The organism is Tessaracoccus rhinocerotis (assembly GCF_007197885.1).
Lineage (GTDB): Bacteria > Actinomycetota > Actinomycetes > Propionibacteriales > Propionibacteriaceae > Arachnia > Arachnia rhinocerotis.
Map to the genome: position 1 here is coordinate 96704 of NZ_VKKG01000002.1, position 25136 is coordinate 121839.

A 25136-nucleotide genomic window follows, 5' to 3' on the forward strand; every position below is an offset into this window, starting at 1 on the left:
GTGAGTTTCCTTCTGGCGGTGGTCAGCGACCGGGCTTGGGTGCGAAACGCCACGCGAGGAGGCGTCCGAAGAGGTTGAGGCCCATGACGATCAGGATGAGTGTGAGGGCGCCGGCCCAGGCACGGTCGTAGAACGGCTCCTGCGGGATGCCGGGCGTGACGTACTGGTAGTAGACGAACACCGGCAGGGTCGACATCTGCGTGTCGAACGGGTTGGTGTTCAGCGACGGGTTCAGCCCTGCGGTCACCAGCAGCGGCGCGGTCTCGCCGATGATGCGGGCGACGGCGAGGACGGCTCCCGTGATGATGCCGGCGATGGAGGTGGGCAGGACCACCTTCAAGATGGTGCGGAACTTCGGCACGCCGAGGGCGTATGACGCCTCGCGCAGCTCGTTGGGCACGAGCCGCAGCATCTCCTCGGTGGAGCGGACCACGGTCGGGATCATGAGGATGCACAGCGCGATCGCGCCGGAGAACCCGTTCCTGGTGCCGGCTCCGAAGAGCGCGGAGAAGATCGTGTACGCGAACAGGCCCGCGACGATGGACGGGATGCCCGTCATCACGTCGACGAAGAACCGGATGCTGCTCGCCAGGCGTCCCTGGCCGCCGTACTCCTGCAGGAAGATGGCGGTCAGCAGACCGATCGGCACCGAGATCAGGGTGGCGATGCCCGTGACGATCAACGTGCCGGCGATCGCGTGGGACGCGCCACCGCCCTCGCCGATGACGTTTCTCATGGAGTAGGTGAAGTACTGGAGGTCGAAGCGCTCCATGCCCTTGGAGACCACCTGCCACACCAACGACACCAGCGGTGCGAGCGCCAGCAGGAAGAACCCGACGAAGACGTAGCGGAACAAGCGGTCGACCGCCTTGCGGCGGCCCTCGACGGCACTCGACAGGGCGAAGATCGCAACCAGGAACAGCAGGGAACCGATGACGACGACGGCTCCGAGGGACATCACGGAACCGACGGCCAGCACCCCGGCGGTCACGGCGTACGCGAGCACCAGCAGCGCGAGCCACGTGAACCGGGGCAGCTGCCCGGCGGTCAGGGAGAGCTTGGACTCCCGGGAGCGGGTGGTGGTGGACATCAGTTGGCTCCCGAGAACTCGCGGCGGCGGGAGATCACCCAGCGGGCCCCCATGTTGACCACGAGGGTGATCACGAACAACACCAGCCCGGTGGCGATCAGCTGGTTGACGCCCAGCCCGTACGCCTCGGGGAACGCCAGCGCGATGTTGGAGGCGATGGTGTTCGGGTTGTCCGAGGTGAGCAGCTTGAAGTGGATCGTCTCGCCGGGGGACAGGACCATGGCCACGGCCATCGTCTCGCCCAGGGCACGCCCCAGTCCGAGCATGCAGGCCGAGATGATGCCGGGGGTGCCGAACGGCAGGACGGCCTGGCGGATCATCTCCCAGCGGGTGGCGCCGAGAGCGAGGGAGGCTTCCTCGTGCAGGCGCGGCGTCTGCAGGAAGACCTCGCGGCACAGTGCGGTGATGATCGGCAGCACCATCACCGCCAGCACCAGGGCGGCGGTCAGCACGGTGCGCCCGGTGCCGGACACGGGCCCGGCGAACAGCGGGATCCAGCCGAGGTTCGCCTCCAGCCAGATGAACAGCGGACGCACCAGCGGTGCGAGCGTGTTGATGCCCCACAGGCCGAAGACCACCGACGGCACTGCCGCCAGCAGGTCGATGATGTAGCCGAAGGTGGTCGCCACGCGCCTGGGTGCGTAGTGGGTGAGGAACAATGCGATCCCGATGGAGACCGGCACGGCGAACAGCATCGCCAGCGCGGCGGCCCACACGGTGCCGAAGGCGAAGGGCAGGACATAGGCCCAGAACTCGCCGTAGGGGAGGTCCTCCGGGTCCGCCAGGAGTGCCGGGACCGAGAGCCCGACGAGGAACACCGCCACAGCGGCGAGGATCACGAGGATCGTGATGCCGGATCCCGTGGACAGCGCCTTGAAAAGGGTGTCCCCGAAGCGCTTGGAGCTGTGCTTCAGCGCGTGGCGGGAGTCTTCCGGTGGGGTGCTTGTTGCCTCGGCTGGCGAGGTCGATGTCGACATTTTGCTCCTGGGAGGATCGCTGTCAGGTGCCAAGGGTCTTGAACGCGGGAAACCGCGCCCGCCCTCTGGGGAGCGGGCGCGGCTTTCAGCCTAGGCCAACTGTCACGAGATGGCGTCGATGGCGGCCAGGACCTGGCTGCCGAGCTTCTCCGACAGGGGCGCGGAGCCGGCACCCTCGGCGGCGACTTCCTGGCCCTCGGGGCCGGCGATGTAGCTGAGGTAGGACTTCACCAGCGCAGCCTTCTCGTCGTCGGCGTAGTCGGCGCAGGCCATGGCGTAGGCGACGAGCACGATCGGGTAGCCCGGTGCGTTGCGATCGATCTCCAGGGCCAGGTCGTGCTCCTCGCGACCCTCCTCGACAGGCGAGGCCTCGACTGCGGCGGCGGCGTCAGCCGCGGTGGGGCCGAAGAACTCGCCCTCGTTGCCGACCAGGGCGACGGACAGGTCGCCTGCCTGGGAGGCGTCGGCGTAGCCGATGGTGCCCACGCCGTTGGTGACGGCTGCGACGACACCGGAGGTGCCCTTCGCGGCCTCGCCGCCCTCGATCGGCCATTCGCCGTCGGCCTCATTGGTCCACACGTCGCCGGCTGCCTTGTTGAGGTAGTCGGTGAAGTTCTCGGTGGTGCCCGAGTCGTCGGAGCGGTGCACGGCGGTGATGGCGAGGTCGGGCAGGGTGGCGCCCTCGTTCAGCTCGGCGATCGCCGGGTCGTTCCAGTTGGTGATGTCACCGGCGAAGATGCCCGCGAGCACCGCGGGGGTGAGGTTCAGGTCCGAGACGCCCTCGACGTTGAAGATGACGGCGATCGGGGAGATGTAGACGGGGAGGTCGTAGGCGATCGACTCGGGGGTGCACAGTGCGAAGGCGCCGGCGACGTTCTCCTCGGGCTTGAACGCGCGGTCGGAGCCGGCGAAGTCGGCGCCGCCACCCATGAAGGCATCGCGCCCGGCGCCGGAGCCGTCGGGGGAGTAGAGGACGGTCGCGCCCGGGTTCGCGGTCTGGAAGCCGGCGATCCAGTTGGTCTGTGCGACGTTCATGGCCGAGGAGCCGATACCCGTGAGGTTGCCCTCGACCTGGGCCGGGGCCTCATCGGCGGTTCCCTCGTCGGTGGTGGTGTCGTCCGAGGTGGTCTCTTCCGCGACGGCGGTCTCCTCCGCGGCGGTGGTCTCCTGCTCAGCGGGCTGCTCGTTGGCGGCGCAGGCGGAGAGCAGCAGGGCGGCGCTCAGGCCGAGGGCTGCGGTCAGACGCAACTTCATTTGATTCCCTTCCGGGGTTCGACGTACTTGGTGGGCGGTGGCCCTGGAACATGCGTTTCCAAGACGTGAAGCTAGGCGGGCAAGATGACCGAACGGCCCTGTTCGGGTTAACAAGAGATGAACGAACGGCGAGTTCTTCCACGCCGTGGCCGAAATCGCGGTAGATCGTTATGGACTCGTGACCGGTTGCAGCTCACGCTGTCGGTTTCAGGATGTCAGAGCGGAGCACTGTGCCATCGGGCAGCAGGTGCACGGCCAGCACCTCGCCGACCACCATCGGGCGGGGCTCGAGGCCCAGGCCGGCATACATCGAGGGCAGCACCGGGCGGTGGCCGCACAGGGCCGTCGGGCCGTCCAGCGACGAGGCGAGCTGCGCCATGTACCGCGCCACCCGCTTGGGGTGCTTGGTGCCCTCCTCCTCGGTCAGGAGGTCGACGCCCTCGACCGACAGGCCCATCTCCTCGCCGTAGGGCCGCAGCGTCTCCACGCAGCGCACCGACGAGGAACTGGCCAGCCTGGAGACCCCGAAGGTCCCGAAGAGGCCGACGAGGTCCTTGGCCTGCCGCCGTCCCCGCCCGGTGAGACGCCGTTTCTGGTCCGGTCCGGACCAGTCCTTGCGGAGCATCGCCTTGCCGTGGCGCACCAGCAGCAGCACGTTCGTGTGGGGCTGCTCGAGCGCCTCGTGGATCACTTCGCGCTCGTCGTGGTAGGTGACCTTGGCGACGGCCTCCTCCGCCGGGTACCAGCGCGACTCCTGCACCTCGTCGTCGGGTGGGCGAGGGCTCTCGGTGAGCACCGTCGCGCGCCAGTAGTGCGTGATCTTGCTGCCCTTGGACACCTTGTAGCGGATGCTCGGCAGGCGCAGCCCGAGCTTGACCAGCACGCCCGTCTCCTCCAGCGTTTCCCGCACAGCGGTCTCCGGCAGGTACTCGTCCACCTCGCCCTTGCCCTTGGGCAGGGACCAGTCGTCGTAGCGCTTGCGGTAGATCAGGAGCACGTGCTGCTCGCCGTCGACCTCCTTGCACACGACGGAGCCGGCAGCGACGACCTTGGCCTTCTTGCTCATCGGGCTCGGCGGGACGCGGCCTGTTCGATCAGGGTCTGCTGCAGGTCCACCAACGGGTTCCCCTCGGCATCCTTCGTGTGGGCGGTCCAGGTGGTGTCCAGCAGTTCCCAGTGCACTGTGTCGGGTGCGAAGGCCATGTCGAAGAGTTCCTCGATGCGCCGGACGTGGTTGGGGTTGGTGAGGCCCACCACCGCCTCCACACGTCGGTCCAGGTTGCGGTGCATCAGGTCGGCCGATCCGATGCCGACGGTCGGTTTGCCGGCCCCGGCGAACCAGAACACCCGCGAGTGCTCGAGGAAGCGGCCGAGGATGGAGCGCACCCGGATGTTCTCGCTGAGGCCGGGCACCCCGGGGCGGATGGTGCAGATGCCGCGCACCCACAGGTCGACGGGCACTCCCGCCTGCGAGGCGCGGTAGAAGGCGTCGATGAGCTGCTCGTCGACCGCCGAGTTCACCTTGATCCTGATGCCGGCGGGCAGCCCGGCGGCCTTGTTGGCGATCTCGCGTTCGATGTAGGCCAACAGTCCCGACCGGATGCCGTGGGGCGCCACGAGCAGGCGACGGTAATTGGTCTCGGCGGTCATGCCCGAGAGGTGGTTGAACAGGCGCGCGACGTCATCGGTGATGATGGGATTGCTCGTGAGCAGGCCCATGTCCTCGTAGCCGCGCGCGGTCTTCGGGTTGTAGTTGCCGGTGCCGATGTGGGCGTAGCGCCGCAGGCCGTCGGACTCCTTGCGGACCACCAGGCACAGCTTGCAGTGGGTCTTCAGGCCCACCATGCCGTAGACGACGTGCACGCCCGCCTGCTCGAGCTTGCGCGCCCAGCCGATGTTGGCCTGCTCGTCGAAACGAGCCTTGATCTCGACGACGGCGAGCACCTGCTTGCCCACCTGGGCAGCCTCGATCAGGGCGTCGACGATGGGGGAGTCGCCCGAGGTCCGGTACAGCGTCTGCTTGATGGCCAGGACGCTCGGGTCGGCGGCCGCCTGCTCGACGAAGCGCTGCACCGAGGTGGCGAACGAGTCGTAGGGGTGCTGCACCAGCACGTCGCGCATCTTCAGCGCTTGGAACATGTCAGCGGGGCTGGCGCTCTCCACCTCGGCCAGGTCCGGGTGGGTGATGGGCAGGAAGTTGGGGTAGAGGAGGTCCTCGCGTGGGCTGTCGGACAGCGCGAACAAGCCGGTGAGGTCCAGTGGGCGGGGGAGGCGGAAGACCTCCTCGGTCTTGACGTCGAGCTCCTCCATCAGGAGGTCGAGGATCTTCTCGTCGATGTCCTCCTCCACCTCGAGGCGCACCGGCGGCCGTCCGACCTTGCGGCGCAGGAGCTCCTTCTCCAACGCGAACAGGAGGTTCTCCGCGTCGTCCTCCTCCACCTCGATGTCCTCGTTGCGGGTGACGCGGAAGGTGGTGTAGTTCAGCACCACCCGGCCGGTGAAGAGCTGGCCCAGATGCCGGCCGATGACCTCCTCGAGGGGCACGAACCGGCCGTCGGCGAGCTTGATGAAGCGCTCGAGGATGGGCGGCACCTTCACCCGGGCGAACTGCTGGGCGCCGGTGGTGGGGTGTTTCAGGAGCACGGCCATGTTGATGCTCAGGCCTGAGATGTAGGGGAACGGGTGCGAGGGGTCCACGGCCAGCGGGGTGAGCACCGGGAAGATCCGCTCTGCGAAGAGCGTGCGCATCCGGTCCTTCTCCGCCGCGGTGAGCTCGGCCCACGTCAGGATCTCGATGCCCTCGGCGCGCAGCTCCGGGCGGATCTCGTCCTGGAACACCCGCGAGTGCTCGCTGACCAGCTCGCCCGTGCGGCGCAGGATCGAGGAGTGCAGTTCACCGGGCATCTGGCCGGTGACCGTGCGCACCGCAACGCCGGCGTCGATGCGGCGCTTCAGGCCCGCGACCCGGACCATGAAGAACTCGTCGAGGTTGCTGGCGAAGATGGCGCAGAACTTGGCGCGCTCGATCAGCGGCACCCGCGGGCTGTCCTTAGCCAGGTCCAGCACCCGGTTGTTGAACTCGAGCCAGTCGAGTTCCCGGTCGGCGTAGCGGTCTGCGGGCAGGTTGGGGGAAGACTCCATGTCAGCCGTCCTTGCGTGCGTAGCTCGTGTCCAGGTTCACCTGGTTGAAGTTGGCGGAATTGTAGAGGCGCACGACGCGTTCCTGGTCCTCCTCCACGTAGAGGACCACCTGCGTGCAGCCGATCTCCGCGAGGTGGGCAAGCCCTGTCTCGAGCAGGACCCGGCCGAGGCCTTGCCCGTCGTGCTCCGGGTGGACTGCAAGGACGTAGACCTCGCCGGTCTCGGCGTCGTGTCGCTTGGTCCAGTGGAAGCCCGCCACCTCGGGCCCGTGGTGCGCGACGAACAGGCCGTCGGCGGAGAACCAGTCCTGCAGGGTCAGCGCGCGGAACTCATCCAGCGTGAGTTTGCCCTGCTCGGGGTGGTGCGCGAACGCGGCCGCGTTGACGGCCACCACTGCTGCCGCGTCCTCTCCGGCGAAGGGCCGGATCGTGTAGCCCTCGGGCACGGGGCCCACCGCCTCGTCGCCCAACCGCCGGCCGAGCTTGAGCAGCCCGCGCACCGGCGCCAGACCGAGGTGCTCGGCGAGGGCCGCCGCAGCGGGCAAGGTGCCGAACGCCCACACCGAGTGCCCGGGGTGTGCCTCCAGTGCCGCAGCGAGCAGGCGGGAGCCGATGCCGCGGCGTCGGTGCGAGGGCCGCACGGCGGCCACGACGGTGCGCTCGCGTGGGTCGGCGACGGTGAAGCCCGTGAGCAGGCCGTCTTCGTGGGAGAGGTGGAAGTCGCCGGGGCGCTCGCCGGCAACGATCAGAGCCGCCGACTCGTTCAGGGGGGAGGTCCCATCGACGGCGGCAGCCTCGTCCGCCAGCGCGAGGATGGCCTCGCGGTCCGCAGCCTCAGGCTGTTGGACCCTGGACAACCCGGTCCTGGTCATTGCGTCCCTCTCTGACACTGGTGAATCTGTAGCCGACGTTCCTGACAGTACCGATGTAGGAGTCGTACTGGCCGAGCTTGGCCCGAAGCCGACGGACGTGCACGTCGACGGTGCGGGTGCCGCCGAAGTAGTCGTAGCCCCAGACCTGACTGAGCAGGACCTCTCGGGTCAGCACCCGCCCGGGGTGCTGCATCAGGTAGCGGAGCAGTTCGAACTCGGTGTAGGTCAGGTCGAGGGGCTCGCCGGAGAGGGTGGCGTGGTAGGCGGCCTCGTCTATGCGGATGGGGCCGGCGACGAGGACCTTCGAGGCGTCCGCGGACTTCAGGAGGAGCCGGATGCGGGCGTCGAGCTCGGAGGGTTCGGAGTCCACCAGCAGGAAGTCGCTGAAGCCCCAGTCCCTGCCGATGAGCGCGAGACCGTTCATCGGGACGAGGAGCAGGATCGGTGCCTCCTCCCGCGCGGAGTGGAGGGTGCTGGTGATGGCGCGCGCCCAGGCGAGGTCCTCCCTGCCGTCGACCAGGACGACGTCGGCTCCGTCGATGTGTGCCAGGGCGGTCTCGGAGTCCGCCGCGAGGATGGAGGTGTGGCTCAGGAGCGCCAGCATCTCCGCCGCAGAGGGGCGCTGGGAGACGATGAGGACTGTGCTCATCCGGGCCTCCCTCCGTATCAACCGAGAACATCCTAGTGGAAACCGGGGCTCCGGTTCGCCAGGTGTCTGCCGTAGCATGGCCCCCATGCCCAAACGCCTTCCCGACGAGTTCTTCCGGGAACAGGCGTCCCCCGAATCCCCCGACGTGGGGGTGTCGCCCTCCGAGCCGCAGTCGGAGGAGGTCGAGGACCGGGCGACGCCGCCCAAACCGTTCGGCCGGGGCGTGCCGCCGAGGTTGGTGGTGGCCGGCGTCCTCGGCGCGCTGCTGCTGGGCTTCGGGATCGGCCGGCTCCTGGTGCTGGGCAACACGCCCCGCACGGAGTCGACACCGTTGCAGAGCCCGAGCATCTCCCAGGACTCGTCGCCGTCGCCCAGCACGTCGGCGGTGGCCACGCTGGTGCCCTACGACGGTCCGGTCAGCAACGTGACGGTGCTGGATGCGCAGGGGGCCTGCCAGCAGGGACCCACGCGCGACGAGCCGGCCAACCTGATCGACTCGAACCCGTCGACCTTCTGGCGCTGCCCCGGTTCCGGCGTGGGGGAGGAGGTCACGTTCACCCTCGATCCGGCGGAACCGATCGTCGGCGTCCGGGTGGTCAACGGCAACACGATCTGGACTGACAGGTACCAGGCCGAGCGCCGTATCCTGGCCATCCGCTGGACCTTCTCCGACGGCTCCTGGGTGGAGCAGGGGCTCGCCGGCAACGACCGGCTGCCGCAGGAGGTGCGGTTCCCGCCCATCGACGGTGCCCAGTGGGTCCGCATGACCATCCTCGACGCCACCGTCGTGGGTGCCACGGACGAGCAGAGCGACGCCGTGTCCATCAGCTCGCTGAACTTCCTCACCACTGCCTGAGCACAGGTTCCCGGGTCCCGGGGAAACGGCAGGCTCGGGTCGGCTCAGTAGTCGGGCTGGGCAGAATCGAGCCAGATGGTCACGGGGCCGTCGTTGACCGAGGCCACCTCCATGTGGGCGCCGAAGCGGCCGCGGTGCACCTCGGCGCCGAGCGCCTCGAGCTCCGCGCACAACAGTTCCACCAGGGGCGCCGCCTCCCCGGACGGGGCCGCGCGGCTCCACGACGGCACGCCGCCCTTCCGGGTGGAGGCGTGCAGCGTGAACTGGCTGACCACGAGCACGGGAGCCCCGGTCTGGGCGACCGAGCGGGCGCCGTCGAGGATGCGCAGCCGATGGATCCTGGCGGCCAACCAGCGGACCCGCGCCGGGTCCTCGTCGCGGGCGACGCCGGCGAGCACCAGCAGGCCGGGGCGGGGCAGTTCGGAGACGACCTCGCCGTCGACGGTCACGGAGGCGGTTGAGACCCGGGTCACGAGAGCGCGCATGACCCAATCTGTACCATTTCGGCCTTGTAGACTCGGGTCCCGTGGGCATCGTGAGCGTCTGGATCCTGATCGCGTGCTGTGGCGTGCTCGCAATCGCCGCGCTCGTCAGGGTGGGGTTCTCGATCGCCGCGGCGGTATCGACAGGGAGGCACAAGGATGCAGATTGACATCGAGGTCCCGGAGGGCCTGAACCCGAAGCTGACGGCCCTCGGCTGGCTGGTCGGGCGCTGGGAGGGCACCGGGAACGGCACCGACCACAACGGCGAGCCGTTCACCTTCGAACAACGCATCGACTTCAGCCACAACGGCGGCGACTACCTGCTCGGTTCCTCCCAGACGTTCCTGCTCGGGGAGGACGGCAAGCCCACCGCCCCGCTGGACATGGAGACCGCCTTCTGGCGCCCCGCGGCCGACGCCACCGTGGAGGTGGTCACCGCCAACTCCAACGGCTGGACGCAGGTACTGGTCGGCAAGATCCAGGTCACCCGGATCGACCTGCAGAGCGACGCCGTCGTGCGCGCGTCCGCGGCGGGCATCAGCCACTCCGCGGAGCAGCGCCTCTACGGGAAGGTGGAGGGCGACCTCATGTACGCGATCGACCGCGCCACCACGGAGCACGAGCTGCGGCCCCACATGTGGGCACGGCTGGCGAGGCGCTGACCATGGGGGTCCAGATCGACTCCGGGGTGGACGTCGGACTCATCCAGCACTACGGCAACCCGGTGGCCGAGGCCCGGGCGATGGCCGACGGCAGGGGCGTGGTGGCACTGGGCAATCGTGAGGTCGTCCAGGTCTCGGGCCCCGACCGGCTCGAGTACCTGCACAACATCACCACCCAGCACCTCGCCCAGCTGCAGCCGGGGACGGCGACCACGATGCTGCTGCTCTCACCCACGGGCCACATCGAGCACGTGCTGCACGCCGTCGACGACGGTCACCGGCTGCTCGGGTGGACCGAGCCGGGCCGCGGCGCCGAGCTGGTCGCGTTCCTGGACCGGATGCGGTTCATGATGCGCGTCGAGGTGGAGCTGCGCACGGACCTCGAGGTGGCCTGGTACGGACACCAGGTCCCGGCACCCGAAGCGGCGGTGGTGCGCGACAGCGAGCTCGGCGGCTCCGACGTGTTCCTGCCCGCTGGCACCCCGATGCCCCCCGAGGCCGTGCCCGTCGGCATGTGGGCGTTCGAGGCCGCCCGCATCGCGGCCGGGGTCCCGAGGATCTTCGTGGACACCGACCACAAGACCATCCCGAACGAGATCGGCCTGCTCGGTACCCACCTGGACAAGGGCTGCTACCGCGGCCAGGAGACGGTGGCGCGGGTCCACACCCTTGGTCGACCGCCCCGTCGGCTGGTGCAACTGCACCTGGACGGCTCGCTCGTGGAGCTGCCCCCGGTGGGTGCTGCGCTGGAGTTGGACGGTCGCGCCGTCGGGTTCGTCGGGTCGAGCGCCCGGCACCACGAGCTCGGACCGATCGCCCTCGGGCTGGTCAAGCGCAACGTCCCGGTCGAGGCCACGCTCACCGCCGATGGCATCCCGGCCGCGCAGGAGGTCCTGGTCGACCCGGAGGTCGGGCTGCACGTCCGCCCCGTCCTGCGCTGAGGCGCCGGGCGGCCAGATCAGCCGCGGACCTGCGCCAGTGAGGCCGCGATGCGGCCACGCGTGTCCTCGTCGGCTGACGCGCCGAGCATCCCGACGGCGAGGAACGCCGAGCCGACCACGCCGTCGGTGACCCGCAGCGCGGACTCACCCAGCTCGGCGAGGACCCGCCGTGCCACGGGACTGTTCGGCCCCATCACTCCGCCGCCCACCACCACCGGGCCCGCCCCGGAGCCGGGAAGGGCGGCTACCGCCTTCAGGATGCGGTCGGCCGCCTCGTCGCAGATCTGGCTGGCGACGGCGTCGCCCCGGTTCGCCTCCTCAAGCGCGAGCGGCGCGAGCCTGGCCAGCTGCACCGGCGGCACGCCGTAGGCCCAGTCGATCAGTCCCGAGAGCGCCGGCGGCCGACCGGGGACGTCGGCCTGGATGCTGCCGGTCATCTCCTCCACCCGCTGCGTGAGTGAGGAGGCGGGTCCGCGGTGGTCGAGGTGCCGGGCTGCTGCACGCGCCACCTGGTGCCCGATCCAGAAGCCCGCGCCGCCGTCGCCGAGCAACCAACCCAGCCCGTCGCGAACGGCGCTCACCCTGCCGTTGCTGATGCGAGCTGCGGTGGTGCCGGTGCCGACGATCAGGACGGAGCCGGTGGGGGAGGCGGTCGCGGAGAAGTAGGCGCTGAGCATGTCGGGCTCCAGTCGCACCAGCCCCTCGAGCCCCTGCTGGGACAGCGCCACGTGCAGTTCGGGGAACTCGCCACCGGTGGAGAGCATGCCCGCCGCCGTGATCACGAACAGGTCGGGCCAGGCGTCGGTCTGGTCAAGTGCGGCCACGCACGCCCCGACGATGTTGGCGGCCGCGGCGTCGCCGCCGACGGACCTCGGGTTGCCCGGGCCGCCGTACGCCTCCGCCAGGCAGGTGCCCGTCGAGTCGACGACCACGGCCCGGCTGGTGGTACCGCCGGCATCGACGGCGATGGCTCGGCGCTGTGACATGCCATACAGTCTCCCACCACGGGGACGCAAAAGGGGGCCGGACCCGCAGTCCGGCCCCCCACCTCTCAGGGTGCCTCAGGCGATCGCGGCGAGCGCGGCGTCGTAGTCGGGCTCCTGTGCGATCTCCGGGATCTGTTCGGTGTGGATGACCTGGCCGTCGGCGTCGATGACGACCACGGCGCGCGAGAGGAGGCCCTCAAGCAGTCCGTCGACCAGGGTGACCCCGTAGTCCTCGCCCAGCGTGTTGCGGTAGTCGGAGGCCACCACCACGTTGTCGATGCCCTCGGCGCCGCAGAAGCGGGCCTGCGCGAAGGGCAGGTCCCGCGAGACGCACAGGACGGTGGTGTTCTCCAGGTCCGCGGCGCGCTCGTTGAAGGTGCGCACGCTGGTGGCGCAGATGCCGGTGTCCAGGCTGGGGAAGATGTTCAGCACGAGCTTGCGGCCGGCGAAGTCGGAGCTCCTGACCGGGGCGAGGTCGGTGCCGACCAGTTCGAAGGCCGGGGCGACGGAGCCCACCTCGGGCAGTTCGCCGTGGGTGTTGACGGGGTTTCCCTTGTGAGTGATCTGTGTCATGGTCACGATCTTTGCCGATGCGACCAAATGTCGTCACGTCACGACGGCGGTTGGTCACCATTTGTTCACGCAGGGCTGACAGGGTTGTCCCATGAGCCAGAACCTGCGCGAGTTCATCGACAACATCCGCGACGAGGGCTACTCCGTCGGCGACGTCCACGGTGAGGACCAGTACCTGATCGACCCGCTGGGCAATGCTGTCGAGACGTGGCGGGACAAGTTCCCGTACGAGGAACTGCTGAGCCGCGCCGAGTACGAAGACGAGAAGCGGGCTCTCCAGATCGAACTGCTGAAGTTCCAGTACTCCGCCCAGGAGCAGGGCACCAAGCACATCCTGATCTTCGAGGGCCGTGACGCCGCGGGCAAGGGCGGCGCCATCAAGCGGTTCACCGAGCACCTGGATCCACGCTGGGCGCGGGTGGTGGCGCTGGCCAAGCCCACGGAGCGGGAGCGGGGACAGTGGTACTTCCAGCGCTACGTCCAGCACCTGCCGACCGAGGGGGAGATGGTCCTGTTCGACCGGTCCTGGTACAACCGCGCCGGGGTGGAGCGGGTGATGGGATTCTGTTCGGACGCGGAGTACGAGACCTTCATCCGGCAGGCGCCGCTGTTCGAGGAGATGCTGATCGAGTCCGGCATCTCCGTGACCAAGCTGTGGTTCTCGGTGACCCAGCGCGAGCAGCGCACCCGGTTCGCGATCCGCCAGATCGACCCGGTCCGACGGTGGAAGCTGTCCCCGATGGATCTCGAGTCGCTGGACCGGTGGGAGGCCTACACCGACGCCAAGGTGGCGATGCTGAAGGAGACCGACTCCCAGATCGCGCCCTGGTACCGGATCAAGTCCAACGACAAGAAGCGGGCCAGGCTGAACGCGATGAGGCTGTTCCTGGACCTCCACGACTACGAGGACAAGGACCCGTCGGTGATCCCGGCCACGGACCCGCTGATCGTCCAGCGTGGGCGCAGGTCTCGCACCGGCGCCAAGGCGCCGGAGCACGACGAGCAGTCGGAGCGCGACGACTGAGCCGACTCAGGGCAGTTCGCCCAGCGCGGCGACGGCGTCGGCGAGCACGCGCAGGCCGTTGCTGTTGACGCGCTGGGAGTTGGCCGAAGGGCTGATGCCCTCGCGCTGGGCGACGGTGGCGTTGTCGAGGCCGTCGAGGAGCCCCTGGAGGCTCCTCCTGGTGCCGGGGCGCAGGCCGGCCGCGGCGGCCTCGACAAGGCGTACCAGCGCGTCGGCCGCAGGCGTCGCCATCGGACGCTCGTCCCGCACGGCCGTGCGCACCGAGCGGTAGCCGGGGTCGTCGGAGAGGCCCTCCACCCAGGCGATCGCCTCCCGGGCCAGGTACCACGCGCTGCCGTCCTGGATGCCGCGCTCGGCGTCGACCACTCGCACCTCGCCGCCACCCAGGCCGAACCGGAGGTCGGCGACGTCCAAGAGGGCGGCCCGCAGGCTCCAACCGGCCCGGAACGCCTCCCCGAGGCTGCCGTAGATGCCCTGCAACTCGTCCCCGACCGTCACGCGGAGCGGGTCCAGGGCCGGGACGGCCGCGTTGGTGACCTCGATCGCGTCGAGCACGGCCGCGTGGCTGCGCGTCCGGTCACCGAGCCTGGAGCCGACGAGGTCGGCCAGCAGGGCAACACAGTTAGCGTATTCCTTCATCTTTGCCATGTGAAGATACTACCTTAATCCCACGAGCTTGAAGCCGCGCGCTGAAGGGTGGGTGTCGGTGTGCCGTGGGAGAATTCCTCGTAGACCGGAACCCGACCCGAGGAGGGACGTTGCTCGATCTCGTGCTGAAGTCGCTGGTCATTGCGGCCGGCTTCGGGCTGGCGGTGCCCGTCGGTACGCCCGCGGTCCGCGCCCTGCTGAAGCGGGTGGAGCGGCGGCAGCAGGCGCAGGAGGCGGGAGTGCCGGGGCTGCTGCTTGCGGAGAAGGAGCTCGCCGGTGGCTACTGGATCGGCCTGCTCGAGCGGGCGGCACTGTTCGCGTGCGTGCTCACCGGCTTTCCCGCCGGCATCGCCGTCGTGCTGGGTGTCAAGAGCATCGGCCGCTACCCCGAGCTGCGCACGCCCACCGGCAGGAAGGGTGAGCTGTTCATCATCGGCACGTTCGCCAGCATGCTGTGGGCATCGGCGTTCGCGGGGCTGGCCTACGGGGTGGTCCGGCTGTGGTGAGCGAACTCCTGCCCGGTGCGGTGGTCGACGAACTCCTGGAGCGATGGACCGAACCGCACCGGCACTACCACTCCACCAGCCACCTGCGCGCCGGTCTGGAGGCGCTGGACCTGCTCGGCGGCGGGCCGACGGAGCGCGTGGCCTTCTGGTTCCACGACGCCGTCCACTCCAACACCACACCCGCCGACGAGACCGCCTCGGCCGAGTTGGCCGGTTCCCTGCTCGCCGGGCACCTGCCCGCGGCCGAGATCGCCGAGGTGCGCAGGCTGATCATGCTGACCACCCACCACCAGCCGGACGTCACTGACCTGCCCGGCAGCCGTCTGTGCGACGCGGACCTGAGCGGCATGGGGTCGTCGTGGGAGGACTACCTGGTCAACATCGCGGGCATCCGGGCCGAGCTCCCCGTCATCGACGACGAGCAGTGGCGCCACGGCAGGTCCAGGTTCCTCGAGGGGTTCCTGGCCCCCGAGTGGCTGTTCCACACCGCTCGTGGCAGGGAGCTGTGGGAGGCCCGTGCCAGGGCCAACATGGAACGCGAGCTGGACCTGCTGCGCTGAGGCCCCCCGCGGCTGGCTGAAAGCGCATTCTCCAGGCGCTGCCCTCGGATGGTCAACGCGCCCAGGGAGCGCCGAGGTCGGTGAAGGAACGCAGTTGCGACGCCACCTGCTCGCACCAATGCTCAACCTCATGGACCACGGGGTGGCGGCCGGCGGAGTCGGTGCGCCACTCGACGTGCCGGTCCCCGATGGGCGTGGGGTCCGGTGCCGTGCGCACCGCCTCCAGCACCCGCATGAAGGCGCCGGAGTCCTCCAGTGAGCTGAGCAGTGCCGTCTCGGGGTCGGCGACGTGGTCCAGCAGGTTCTGCAACAGGGGCGTGGTGCTGCACTCGATGCGGCGGGTGCCGGCGGCGTTGGCGACCTCCACCACGTCCAGCTTGTAGTAGAACGTGATGGACCCCGACGAGCCGTGCACGACCACGCGGGGCTGGGTCTGCTCCGCCGCGCACAGCGTCAGGCCCGCCGCGATCCGGGTCCCGCGCGCGGTGGTGACCGCCACCGAGGAGGTGTCGTCGGCCTCGATGTCGTGGGCGCGGTACAGGTCGAGCGAGACCTCCGAGACGTCCTCGCTCCGGCGCGACCCGTCGATGCGCAGGGCGGTCGCGATCGCGTGTGACAAGGGGTTTGTCACCACTCCGTCCACCACTGGCAGCCCGCGGAACGTCCGCCGACCGGCCCAGGTGGAGCGCTCGTAGTAGGAGGTGGCCCGCAGCCAGGTACCGACGACGCCGATGCCGGTGACCTCTCCGATCTCGCCCGCCGCGATGGCCCGGTCGATCACGGCGTAGGACGACGACCCGAGGCTCTGGAAGCCCACCTGGACGGTTCGCCCGGTCTCCCGGACCACTTCGCACAGTTCGGAGAACTCCGCCAGCGACACGGTCGGCGGCTTCTCCAGGAGCACGTTGCTGCCGGCGCGCAGGGCCAGCTCGGCGAGGCCGCGGTGGGTATGCAGTGGCGTGGAGATGATGACAACGTCCGGGACGTCGTCGGCGAGCAGGTCCTCGAGCGAGGCGAACCGTGGGGTCGTGCCCACCAGTTCCTCCGACCTGCCGGTGGGTGGCGAGGGGTCGGCTACGGCCACGAGCCGGCAACGCCCGGCGCGGAGGAGGGGTTGCAGCGCCAACAGGTGTTGCAGGCCGAACCCGTTCACGCCCACCAGTGCAACGCTGCTGGCTGACGGGGGTGGCGAACCGTTTCGCCGGGTGCTAGTCTCACTCATGTTGAAAGCGGTTTCCCGAAACCTGTCGATTTGGTCTGATCAGATGGACAGGGGTCAGCGTAGCAGTCGGAGAAAGCGCTAACAGCAGTGTCGCTGGAAGCTCTGGGACGTCGACGAGGATCACCCGAGGAGAGAAGTGAAGCAGCCATCCACCCATCCGAGGCAGGAACGGGGACGCCATGTCCGTTCTCAGTGAACTGGGCAGCCTCCGCAAGTCGAAGTCTCTCGACCGGGGCCCCTCGCAGCGCCACGACGGCAAGTGGGCGCTGTTCTTCCTGGCGCCCTGGTTCGTCGGGCTCGTGCTCATCGTCGCGGGACCGCTGCTGGCCTCGCTCTACCTGTCGCTGACCGACTACGACCTGCTGTCCAACGCGAACTTCATCGGCCTCGAGAACTACGTCGAGATGTTCGGTGACAGGCGGCTGCGCAAGTCGCTGGTTGTCACGTTCACCTACGTGATCGTCTCCGTGCCGCTGCAGCTGATGGCCGCACTCGGGCTCGCGCTGCTGCTGGACCGCGGACTGCGAGGGCTGGCCATCTACCGGTCCGCGTTCTACCTGCCCTCCCTGCTCGGCTCCTCCGTCGCGATCGCGATCCTGTGGCGCCAGATCTTCGGGGCGGACGGGCTCGTGAACCAGCTCCTGGCAGTCATCGGGATCGACGGGCCGGGGTGGATCTCCCACCCGGACTACGCACTCGGGACGCTGATGGTCCTGAACGTGTGGACCTTCGGCTCCCCGATGGTGATCTTCCTGGCCGGCCTGCGCCAGATCCCCACCATGTACTACGAGGCCGCCTCACTCGACGGCGCCAGCAAGCTGCAGCAGTTCTTCACCATCACCCTGCCGCTGCTGTCACCGATCATCTTCTTCAACCTCGTCCTGCAGGTCATCAACGCCTTCCAGACGTTCACGCAGTCCTACATCGTCTCGAACGGCACCGGCGGCCCAGTTGACTCGACGCTGTTCTACACGCTGTACCTCTACCAGGAGGGCTTCGGCAACCTGAACATGGGCTACGCCTCCGCGATGGCCTGGCTGCTGCTGGTGATCATCGCCGGCATGACCGCCGCCAACTTCCTGCTCTCCAAGTACTGGGTGTTCTACAATGACTGACCTCAAGCACGCGCCGCAGTCGGCCGAAGTCGAACCGCTCTTCCAGGAGCCGCAGCCCAGCTCGGAGGCCCGTCGCCGCCGCTCCATGCGCTGGCACCGCGTCCGCGGCGTCGCGAAGCACGTCGGGCTCGTCCTGGCCGCCTTCGTGATGCTCTACCCGCTGCTGTGGATGGTGGCCAGCTCGATCAAGCCCGACGCCCTGATCTTCCGCGAGCCCTGGCTGATCCCCTCCGAGGTCAGCCTCGAGAACTACACGCAGGGCTGGAACGCGCTGCTGCACCCCTTCAGCCACTACCTGGCCAACTCGTTCCTTGTGGTGCTCGGGGCGGTGCTGGGCAACCTCGTCTCGTGCACCTTGGCGGCCTACGCGTTTGCCCGGCTCAAGTTCCGGCTGCGCAACCTGTGGTTCGCGATCATGCTGATGTCGATCATGCTGCCCATCCACGTGATCATCGTCCCGCAGTACATCCTGTTCTCCGAGCTCGGCTGGATCAACACCTTCGCACCGCTCATCGTGCCCAAGCTGCTGGCCACCGACGCGTTCTTCGTGTTCCTGCTCGTGCAGTTCTTCCGGGGCGTCCCCAGGGAACTTGACGAGGCCGCCACCATCGACGGCGCGAACCACCTGCGCATCTTCTTCCAGGTGATGCTGCCGCTGGCCACGCCCGCGCTCGCCACCACCGCGATCTTCACGTTCATCTGGACCTGGAACGACTTCTTCAGCCAGTTGATCTTCCTGACCAAGCCGGACATGTACACGGTGCCCATCGCGCTGCGTTCGTTCCTGGACTCCACCGGCCAGAGCTCGTGGGGCGCGATGTTCGCGATGTCGATCGTCTCGCTCATCCCGCTGTTCCTGGTCTTCCTGTTCGGCCAGCGCTACCTCGTGCGAGGGATCGCAACCACCGGACTCAAGTGATGCCCCCAACCACCCGACCCTGTCCCTACGAACCCAGTCCAAGTCTCGCTCCCGCCGAGGGTCGAGCCGGTAGCACCGCTGCCGAACACCGAGAGATGAAGGAACAGACATGACCAGCAGGACACCCTGGAAGCGGATGGCAGCGTTGCTCGCCGCATCCACCCTCGCCCTCACGGCCTGCGGCCAGGCGGACAACCTCGCCGAGGACGAAGAGACGACCGCCCCTGTGCAGACCGCCCAGGAAACCGAGACCGATCAGCCCCCCGCCACCGAGGGCGACGGGGGTGGAGAGCCCGGTGAGGCCACCATCCGCTTCGCCTGGTGGGGTTCCGACTCCCGCCACCAGATGAACCAGCAGCTGATCGACGCCTTCGAGGCCGAGCACCCGAACATCACCGTCGTGCCCGACTACACCGACTGGGGCGGCTACTGGGACAAGCTCGCCACGCAGACCGCCGCCGGCGACACCCCCGACGTGATGATGCAGGAGGAGCGCTACCTGCGCGAGTACGCCGACCGTGGCATCCTGGCCAACCTGAACGACTTCGACGTCGACACCTCCAAGATCGACCCGTCGATCCTGGGCAGCGGCGAGTTCAGCGACGGCCTCTGGGGCATCGCGACCGGCGTCAACGTTCGCGTCATGATGGCCGATCCGGAGGTCTTCGCCGCGGCGGGCGTCGAGATGCCCGACGACAAGACCTGGACGTGGGACGACTACAACGAGATCATGAGCCAGATCTCCGCCAACACCGAGGACGGCGTCTACGGCGCCCAGGACTTCGGCATCCCGGAGTCCGTCGAGCTCACAGTCTGGGCGCGCCAGCACGGCCAGGACCTTTGGGATCCCTCGGGCGAGATCGGCTTCGACCCCGAGACCATGGCTGCTCGCTGGCAGGTCACCCTTGACCTGATCGAGGCCGGGGGCGCCCCCGAGGTCAGCCAGGGCCTCGAGATCAACGCCGCCGGGCCCGAGCAGTCGCTCGTCGCCACGGGACGCGGGGCGATTTCCCCGTTCTGGAGCAACCAGCTCGAGGCGATCACGAGCGCCGCGGGGCACGAGCTCCAGCTGCTGCGCTACCCGGGTGAGTCCCAGTTCGAGCGCCAGGGCCTGTTCCTGAAGCCGGCCATGGCGCTGTCCATGTCCGCCTCGTCGGAGTACCCGGAGGAAGCGGCACTCTTCCTGGACTGGATGCTGAACAGCCCCGAGGCGGGCGAGATCATCCTCTCCGACCGTGGCCTCCCGGCGAACCTGGATGTCCGTGCCCACATCATGGACCAGCTGGGCGAGGCCGACCAGCAGGCGGCCCAGTTCGTCGAGGACGTCTCCGCCGACATCCTCGACTCCGCGAACACGCCGCCCCGTGGCGCCGGTGAGGTCAACAGCCTCCTCCAGCGCATCAACGAGGAGGTCCTGTTCGGCCAGATCACACCCCAGGAGGGTGCGGAGCGCTTCATCGAGGAAGCCTCCGCCATCACCGGCGACTGACCGCGTGCAGTGACGGGCCGGGAGCCATTGCGCTCCCGGCCCGTCCCCGCAAGCCCCACGAGCCGAGCCACCGTCGAAGGAACCCATGACCATCTCCGTCCACCCCGACCGCCTGCTACCGGGAGACCCGGCGCTGCGCGACGTCGCACGCGAGCTCTACCGCGCGGTCGCCGAGCTCCCCATCACCTCCCCCCACGGACACGTGCCGCCGCAGTGGTTCGCCGACGACGTCCGCTTCGACAACCCCACCGCGCTGCTGCTGACCCCGGACCACTACATCAACCGCCTGCTGCACTCGCACGGCGTGCCACTCGAGAGCCTCGGCGTCGGGCGTGAGGACTTCACCGACGAGGAGGCCCGCGCCGCGTTCCGTACCTTCTGCAGCCACTGGAAGGAGTTCCGCGGCACGCCCATGAAGTACTGGTTCGAGGAGCAACTCGTGGGCGTGTTCGGGTTGGAACTCGAGCCGAGCGAGGCCAGTGCGGACGAGCTCTACGACCGCATCGACGCGTTGCTGGCGACCCCGGCCTTCCGCGCCCGCGCGCTGCACGACCGCTTCAACATCGAGTTCATCGCCACCACCGACGACCCCTGTGACGACCTCGAGCACCACCGCCGCATTCGCCAGGACCCCGACTGGGACGGCGCCGTCGTGCCGACGTTCCGGCCGGACAAGTACCTCGAGGTGGTGCGCCCGGACTGGAACCGGGACGTCGACCGGCTGGGGGAGTGCGCCGGGACCGGCGTCGACACCTACGCCGGGTGGGTCGCGGCGATGGAGGCCCGGCGTGGCTTCTTCAAGGACAACGGCGCGGTCTCCACCGACCACGCCCACCTCGACGCGGGAACCGTGAACCTGACCGCCGCCGAGGCCGAGAAGCTCTACTCCCGGGCCCGCTCCGGCCAGATCAGCACGCCGGAGGCCGAACGGTTGCGCCGCGGATTCCTGTTCGAGCAGGCGAGGATGGCCTCCGAGGACGGACTCGTCATGACGCTGCACCCGGGTGCGTGGCGCAACCACCACACCGAGACCCACCATCGCTTCGGCGCGGATGTCGGCGCGGACTTCCCGTTCGTGACCGAGTACGTGGCCGCGCTGCAGCCACTGCTCGACGCGTTCGGCACCAACCCCGGGTTCAAGCTCGTCCTGTTCACGATGGACGAGACCACCTTCTCCCGCGAGATCGGCCCGCTGGCCAGCTTCTACCCGAGCATCTACGCCGGCGCCCCGTGGTGGTTCCTGGACACCCCGGACGGCGTGACCCGCTACCGCGCGGCGGTCACGGAGTCGTGCGGCTTCGGCAAGACCTCCGGCATGATCGACGACACCCGCGCCCTGCTCTCGATCCCCGCGCGCCACGACATGGCGCGCCGGCTCGACTCCGGCTACCTCGCCCGGCTGGTGGCCGAGCACCGCCTCACGATGGACGAGGCGATGGACACCGCACACGACCTGGTGGTGCGACAGCCACGCCGGGCCTTCAATCTCGTCGGCAGCGACTGAAAGCGCTTACGCAACGGTGTAGCCTGCTCGACGCAACCTGACACTCATCCAACCGGAACCAATCATCGGATAGGCGGGGAAATGACCCGACGTGTGGTGGCGACCAACGCCGAGGTGGCCCGCCAGGCAGGCGTGTCGCCGGCGACCGTCTCGCGCATCATGAACGGACGCTTCACCGGCGCCCAGGAGGTGGCCGAGCGGGTGCGCCAGGTGGCGGCGGACCTCGGCTACTCGCCCAACCACCTGGCGCGCTCGCTGGCGCTGGGGCAGACCGGGTCGGTCGCGTTCCTGGTGCCCGACCTGGGCAACCCCGCCTTCCAGCAGGTCCTCGCCGGGCTCAGCAAGGCCGCCGCCGCGGACGGCCACCGGGTCCTGATCGCCGATTCGGCCGAGTCCTCCGAGGACGAGCCGCTGCTTGCGGTCGACACCCGGCGACGCTGTGACGCCCTCGTGCTGTGCGCCCCACGCATGACGGAGGAGCGCCTGGCCGCCGTCCTGAAGGAAGTGCAGCCGGTGGTGCTGGTCAACCGCACCTCGCCGGGCGTGCCGGTGCCGTCGATCTCGATCGACTACGCCAAGGGCATCCTGAACATCGCCGAGCACCTCCACCGCCTGGGACACCGCCGCTTCGCCTACCTGGCCGGCGTGGAGGGCAGCATGTCCAACCAGCGCCGCCTGCAGGGGCTCGCGACGTTCGAGGCCAGGCACCCGGACGCGACGGTCACGCGGTTGGTGGGCGGCGTGACCGCGCAGTCCGGAAGCGAGGCCGCCGACGCGGTGCTGGAGGCGGACGTGACCGCCGCGCTGGCGTTCAACGACCTCGTCGCCGTCGGTCTGGTCCAGCGGGTCCGCGAACTTGGGCTCAGGGTGCCCGACGACCTGTCGGTCACCGGCTTCGACGACATCCCCTTCGCGGCGTACAACACGCCGTCGCTGACGACCGCGTCCGTGCCCTACGAACTGGTGGGGGAGGAGGCCTGGCGGCGGCTCTACGCCGTCATGAACGGCGAGCCGCCGGCCCCCGACGTGCTCCACCAGCCCCGTCTCCAGGTCAGGGACTCAACGCGCGCGATCCGCTGAGTGGCACGATTGGGGACATGCACCAACGAGAACTGCTCACCGACGCCGCGCGCCGCCCCCTGGAATCAGCAAGGGCCGTCCTGGCCGACATCTCGCAGGAGACCCTGCACGCCATGCCCGGCGGCGGCAACTCCATCGCCTGGCTGGTCTGGCACGCGGCGCGCCAGCAGGACTCCCAGATCGCGCACCTCAGGGGCGAACCGCAGGTCTGGGAGGACGGCTGGGCCTCGCGGCTCGGGGTCTCCCGCGGCCCGGGGGACATCGGCTTCGGTGACTCGCCCGACGAGGTCGCGGAACTGCGGATCGCGGACCCGGCGCAGCTGTTGGCCTACCTGGAGGCGGTGTTCGACGCCGTCGCCGCCTACGTCGGAGCACTGTCGGAGGGCGACCTCGACGACGTGGTGGACACGAACTGGACGCCGCACGTCACGCGCGGTGTGCGCATCATCAGCACCATCGACGACGCCGTCGCCCATGTCGCGCAGGCTGCATACGCCCGCGGCGTGGTGGAGGGCTGGCGAGTCGGCTACTGAGGGTCGGTGCCCCGCCGACGCGGGATGCTCGACAGCACCGCTGCCGTGTCGCTGACCGTGACCTGCGGCGGGTACAGCCCCAGTACGTGGAGCGCCGCGGCGTGGTTCTCGGCCGTGGAGCCCGCGCAGGCGTCGGCCACGACGGTGACTCGCGCCCCCGCATCGGCGGCAGCCAGCGCGGTGGAGAGCACGCAGCAGTCCGTCGACACTCCGGTCAGCACGACGTCGGCGCCCCGCCCGAGGAGCTTCTCGAGCTCCTCCCACTTGCCGAAGGTCGGGGCGTCGAGGGTCGCGTGCCGGCTGAGGCCGACGGCCTCCGGCACGAGGTCGAACAGTTCGTCCGTCGGCGGCTGGTCGGCGAACGGCCAGGCCCGGAAGTAGTCACCCCAGGACGTGGAGCGGTCCGCCGTCGGCAACCAACGTGTCACCAGCACCCGCTGCCCGAAAGCGGCTGCCAGGGCACGGATGTTGGCCATCGCCCCGGCGAAGAAGGGCGAACCCCAGTCCGAATGCGGTGAGGCGAAGATCGTCTGCGGGTCGATGACCACCAGCCACGGCTCACCCAAAGGGTCCGCGAGCCTCACTCGCCCTCCTGTTGCCTGATCCTGCCGGCACGGGCGATCCAGGCGACCACGAAGGACAACACCAGGGAGACGAAGACGCCGAGGTTGGCGTAGGCCCAGTCGCCCTCCCGGCCCCCCACCAGGAACAGCAGGTAGCCCTGCCAGTTGTTCCACGGCGCCGCGTCGGCGAACTGGTTGATCACCAGGCCCCAGCCGATGGCCGAGGCCACCACCATGGTGGTGATGGAGGTCCAGTCCCAGGCCCCGTAGCGACCGGAGGAGTCGAACAGGGCGTCCTCGTCGTAGTCCTTGCGGCGGCGCAGGATGTCGGCGATCAGGATGCCCGCCCACGACGCGAGGGGCACACCGAGGGTGATCAGGAAGCTCTGGAACGGTCCCAGGAAGTCCGTGGCGAAGAAGACCACCCAGATGGTGCCGACCGTCAGGATCGCACCGTCGATCGCAGCCGCTGTCGGACGGGGGATCCGGATCCCGAGGCTCAGCAGGGTCAGGCCTGAGGAGTAGATGCCCAGCACCGCACCGGAGACCAGCGCGAGTACCGCGGTCACGAGGAACGGGACGAGCACCCACACCGGCAGCAGGTTCGCCAGTGCGCCGATCGGGTCGGCGGCGACGGCGTCGAACAGGGCGGGGTCGGAGCCTGCGAGCAGCGTTCCGAAGATCACCAGGATCACGGGGGCCAGCGATCCGCCGATGGTGTTCCAGGCGACGATGGCGCCGTCGGAGGCGGTGCGCTTCTGGTAGCGCGACCAGTCGGCCGCGATGTTGATCCAGCCCAGCCCGAAGCCGGTCATGACCATGACCAGCGCGCCGATCACCTGTCCGAGGCTGCCGTCCGGCACCGCTGCCACCGCGGCGAAGTCGATGTGGGGGATGGTGAGGATGACGTAGACGATCGTGACGGCACCCGTGAGCCAGGTGAGCACGGACTGCATCTTCATGATGGTGTGGTAGCCCAGCACGGAGGCCGCCACGATGAGCACGGCGACGATGACCGTGGCCACCACCCGCAGGGCGACGCTCTCGCCGTCGCCGCCGAGCCGGGTGATCACGGTGGCGGTGGCCAGCACCGCCATGATCGCCAGGAAAGTCTCCCAGCCGATGGAGGTCAGCCACGACACGACGCCGGGGACCTTCTGGCCCTGCACCCCGAACGCGGCCCGGGACAGCACCATGGTGGGCGCCGACCCGCGCTTGCCGGCGATGGCGATCAGGCCGCACAGGAAGAACGAGATGACGATCCCGATGACGGAGACCAGCGTTGCCTGCCAGAAGGAGATCCCGAACCCGAGCACCCAGGACCCGTAGGACATGCCGAACACGGACACGTTGGCTGCGAACCACGGCCAGAACAGGTCCCTGGGCTGCGCGGTGCGCTGGGACTCAGGAATGATCTCGATGCCGGCGCGCTCGATCAGGCCCGGCGCCTCAGTGGTCTGCTGTGACATGGCCCCATCCTTGCAGGACAG

At 69.1% G+C, this 25136-nt stretch carries 27 protein-coding genes; 13 read left to right on the forward strand and 14 right to left on the reverse strand.

What is annotated here, in order from left to right; genetic code table 11:
* Positions 1–22 precede the first annotated feature (22 nt).
* The 7 genes from pstA to FOJ82_RS05635 all read right to left on the reverse strand — a co-directional run bounded on the left by pstA (position 23) and on the right by FOJ82_RS05635 (position 7982).
* Complete coding sequence (pstA, locus tag FOJ82_RS05605; protein WP_143937492.1) at positions 23–1090, reverse strand: phosphate ABC transporter permease PstA; 1068 nt, start codon at positions 1088–1090, stop codon at positions 23–25.
* Positions 1090–2067: a phosphate ABC transporter permease subunit PstC gene (pstC, locus tag FOJ82_RS05610; protein WP_143937493.1), complete on the reverse strand. Its 978-nt coding sequence runs from the start codon at positions 2065–2067 to the stop codon at positions 1090–1092. Before pstC ends, pstA begins: the two co-directional genes overlap by 1 nt.
* Before the next feature lie 102 nt (positions 2068–2169).
* Positions 2170–3321 (reverse strand): phosphate ABC transporter substrate-binding protein PstS, encoded by a 1152-nt coding sequence (gene pstS / locus FOJ82_RS05615; RefSeq protein ID WP_143937494.1) that lies wholly within the window; start codon positions 3319–3321, stop codon positions 2170–2172.
* Between the two features lie 193 nt (positions 3322–3514).
* A complete protein-coding gene (locus FOJ82_RS05620) occupies positions 3515–4387 on the reverse strand; it encodes an NUDIX hydrolase (protein ID WP_143937495.1) in 873 nt (290 codons plus the stop codon).
* Positions 4384–6462: an RNA degradosome polyphosphate kinase gene (locus FOJ82_RS05625; RefSeq protein WP_143937496.1), complete on the reverse strand. Its 2079-nt coding sequence runs from the start codon at positions 6460–6462 to the stop codon at positions 4384–4386. Before FOJ82_RS05625 ends, FOJ82_RS05620 begins: the two co-directional genes overlap by 4 nt.
* Before the next feature lies 1 nt (position 6463).
* The gene (gene mshD / locus FOJ82_RS05630; protein WP_143937497.1) at positions 6464–7333 is read right to left on the reverse strand and encodes a mycothiol synthase; all 870 of its coding nucleotides are present in this window, start codon (positions 7331–7333) and stop codon (positions 6464–6466) included.
* Positions 7296–7982, reverse strand: a complete 687-nt coding sequence (locus FOJ82_RS05635; RefSeq protein WP_143937498.1) for a response regulator transcription factor — start codon at positions 7980–7982, stop codon at positions 7296–7298. Before FOJ82_RS05635 ends, mshD begins: the two co-directional genes overlap by 38 nt.
* Before the next feature lie 85 nt (positions 7983–8067).
* On the opposite strand from FOJ82_RS05635, the gene FOJ82_RS05640 reads away from it, so the two are divergent.
* A complete protein-coding gene (locus FOJ82_RS05640) occupies positions 8068–8838 on the forward strand; it encodes a discoidin domain-containing protein (protein ID WP_143937499.1) in 771 nt (256 codons plus the stop codon).
* 44 nt (positions 8839–8882) lie between these two features.
* Here FOJ82_RS05640 and dtd read toward each other — a convergent pair whose 3' ends face one another.
* Positions 8883–9323, reverse strand: a complete 441-nt coding sequence (gene dtd, locus FOJ82_RS05645; protein WP_143937500.1) for a D-aminoacyl-tRNA deacylase — start codon at positions 9321–9323, stop codon at positions 8883–8885.
* A 41-nt stretch (positions 9324–9364) separates the two neighbouring features.
* On the opposite strand from dtd, the gene FOJ82_RS16855 reads away from it, so the two are divergent.
* The 3 genes from FOJ82_RS16855 to ygfZ are packed head-to-tail and all read left to right on the forward strand — an operon-like array spanning position 9365 to position 10924.
* Positions 9365–9490, forward strand: coding sequence for a hypothetical protein (locus FOJ82_RS16855; protein ID WP_281279930.1), 126 nt, complete (start codon positions 9365–9367; stop codon positions 9488–9490).
* A complete protein-coding gene (locus tag FOJ82_RS05650) occupies positions 9480–9983 on the forward strand; it encodes a heme-binding beta-barrel domain-containing protein (protein ID WP_143937501.1) in 504 nt (167 codons plus the stop codon). The genes FOJ82_RS16855 and FOJ82_RS05650 overlap by 11 nt, the downstream gene beginning before the upstream one ends.
* Positions 9980–10924: a CAF17-like 4Fe-4S cluster assembly/insertion protein YgfZ gene (gene ygfZ, locus FOJ82_RS05655; protein WP_425472491.1), complete on the forward strand. Its 945-nt coding sequence runs from the start codon at positions 9980–9982 to the stop codon at positions 10922–10924. Before FOJ82_RS05650 ends, ygfZ begins: the two co-directional genes overlap by 4 nt.
* A 17-nt stretch (positions 10925–10941) precedes the next feature.
* Here ygfZ and FOJ82_RS05660 read toward each other — a convergent pair whose 3' ends face one another.
* Together FOJ82_RS05660 and tpx are read right to left on the reverse strand one after the other, a co-directional pair.
* On the reverse strand, positions 10942–11910 hold the full coding sequence (locus FOJ82_RS05660; protein ID WP_143937503.1) for an N-acetylglucosamine kinase: 969 nt from the start codon (positions 11908–11910) through the stop codon (positions 10942–10944).
* A 75-nt stretch (positions 11911–11985) separates the two neighbouring features.
* Positions 11986–12483 (reverse strand): thiol peroxidase, encoded by a 498-nt coding sequence (gene tpx / locus FOJ82_RS05665; protein WP_143937504.1) that lies wholly within the window; start codon positions 12481–12483, stop codon positions 11986–11988.
* Positions 12484–12574: 91 nt separating this feature from the next.
* Between tpx and ppk2 the strand changes: the two genes are divergently transcribed.
* A complete protein-coding gene (gene ppk2, locus FOJ82_RS05670; RefSeq protein WP_143937505.1) occupies positions 12575–13507 on the forward strand; it encodes a polyphosphate kinase 2 in 933 nt (310 codons plus the stop codon).
* Positions 13508–13513: 6 nt separating this feature from the next.
* On the opposite strand, the gene FOJ82_RS05675 is transcribed toward ppk2, so the two are convergent.
* Positions 13514–14155, reverse strand: a complete 642-nt coding sequence (locus tag FOJ82_RS05675; protein WP_143937506.1) for a SatD family protein — start codon at positions 14153–14155, stop codon at positions 13514–13516.
* A 110-nt stretch (positions 14156–14265) separates the two neighbouring features.
* On the opposite strand from FOJ82_RS05675, the gene FOJ82_RS05680 reads away from it, so the two are divergent.
* Together FOJ82_RS05680 and FOJ82_RS05685 are read left to right on the forward strand one after the other, a co-directional pair.
* Positions 14266–14661: a hypothetical protein gene (locus FOJ82_RS05680; protein WP_143937507.1), complete on the forward strand. Its 396-nt coding sequence runs from the start codon at positions 14266–14268 to the stop codon at positions 14659–14661.
* Entirely contained in the window at positions 14658–15221 is a 564-nt protein-coding gene (locus FOJ82_RS05685) for an HD domain-containing protein (protein ID WP_143937508.1), read from the forward strand. The genes FOJ82_RS05680 and FOJ82_RS05685 overlap by 4 nt, the downstream gene beginning before the upstream one ends.
* A 52-nt stretch (positions 15222–15273) precedes the next feature.
* Here FOJ82_RS05685 and FOJ82_RS05690 read toward each other — a convergent pair whose 3' ends face one another.
* The gene (locus tag FOJ82_RS05690) at positions 15274–16380 is read right to left on the reverse strand and encodes a Gfo/Idh/MocA family protein (RefSeq protein ID WP_246099775.1); all 1107 of its coding nucleotides are present in this window, start codon (positions 16378–16380) and stop codon (positions 15274–15276) included.
* A 242-nt stretch (positions 16381–16622) separates the two neighbouring features.
* Between FOJ82_RS05690 and FOJ82_RS05695 the strand changes: the two genes are divergently transcribed.
* From FOJ82_RS05695 to FOJ82_RS05720, 6 genes are all read left to right on the forward strand, one after another.
* Positions 16623–17558: a carbohydrate ABC transporter permease gene (locus FOJ82_RS05695; RefSeq protein WP_143937510.1), complete on the forward strand. Its 936-nt coding sequence runs from the start codon at positions 16623–16625 to the stop codon at positions 17556–17558.
* Positions 17551–18477 (forward strand): carbohydrate ABC transporter permease, encoded by a 927-nt coding sequence (locus FOJ82_RS05700; RefSeq protein WP_143937511.1) that lies wholly within the window; start codon positions 17551–17553, stop codon positions 18475–18477. Before FOJ82_RS05695 ends, FOJ82_RS05700 begins: the two co-directional genes overlap by 8 nt.
* 109 nt (positions 18478–18586) lie before the next feature.
* Positions 18587–19966: an ABC transporter substrate-binding protein gene (locus FOJ82_RS05705; RefSeq protein ID WP_143937512.1), complete on the forward strand. Its 1380-nt coding sequence runs from the start codon at positions 18587–18589 to the stop codon at positions 19964–19966.
* 85 nt (positions 19967–20051) lie between these two features.
* On the forward strand, positions 20052–21470 hold the full coding sequence (gene uxaC / locus FOJ82_RS05710) for a glucuronate isomerase (protein WP_143937513.1): 1419 nt from the start codon (positions 20052–20054) through the stop codon (positions 21468–21470).
* Positions 21471–21551: 81 nt separating this feature from the next.
* Positions 21552–22550 (forward strand): LacI family DNA-binding transcriptional regulator, encoded by a 999-nt coding sequence (locus FOJ82_RS05715; protein ID WP_143937514.1) that lies wholly within the window; start codon positions 21552–21554, stop codon positions 22548–22550.
* A gap of 17 nt (positions 22551–22567) precedes the next feature.
* Positions 22568–23083, forward strand: coding sequence for a mycothiol transferase (locus FOJ82_RS05720; protein WP_143937515.1), 516 nt, complete (start codon positions 22568–22570; stop codon positions 23081–23083).
* Here FOJ82_RS05720 and FOJ82_RS05725 read toward each other — a convergent pair.
* Both FOJ82_RS05725 and FOJ82_RS05730 read right to left on the reverse strand, forming a co-directional pair.
* Positions 23077–23649, reverse strand: a complete 573-nt coding sequence (locus FOJ82_RS05725; RefSeq protein WP_221933065.1) for a cysteine hydrolase family protein — start codon at positions 23647–23649, stop codon at positions 23077–23079. The genes FOJ82_RS05720 and FOJ82_RS05725 overlap by 7 nt on opposite strands.
* Positions 23650–23663: 14 nt before the next feature.
* Positions 23664–25115 (reverse strand): purine-cytosine permease family protein, encoded by a 1452-nt coding sequence (locus FOJ82_RS05730; RefSeq protein WP_143937516.1) that lies wholly within the window; start codon positions 25113–25115, stop codon positions 23664–23666.
* Positions 25116–25136: the final 21 nt, after the last annotated feature.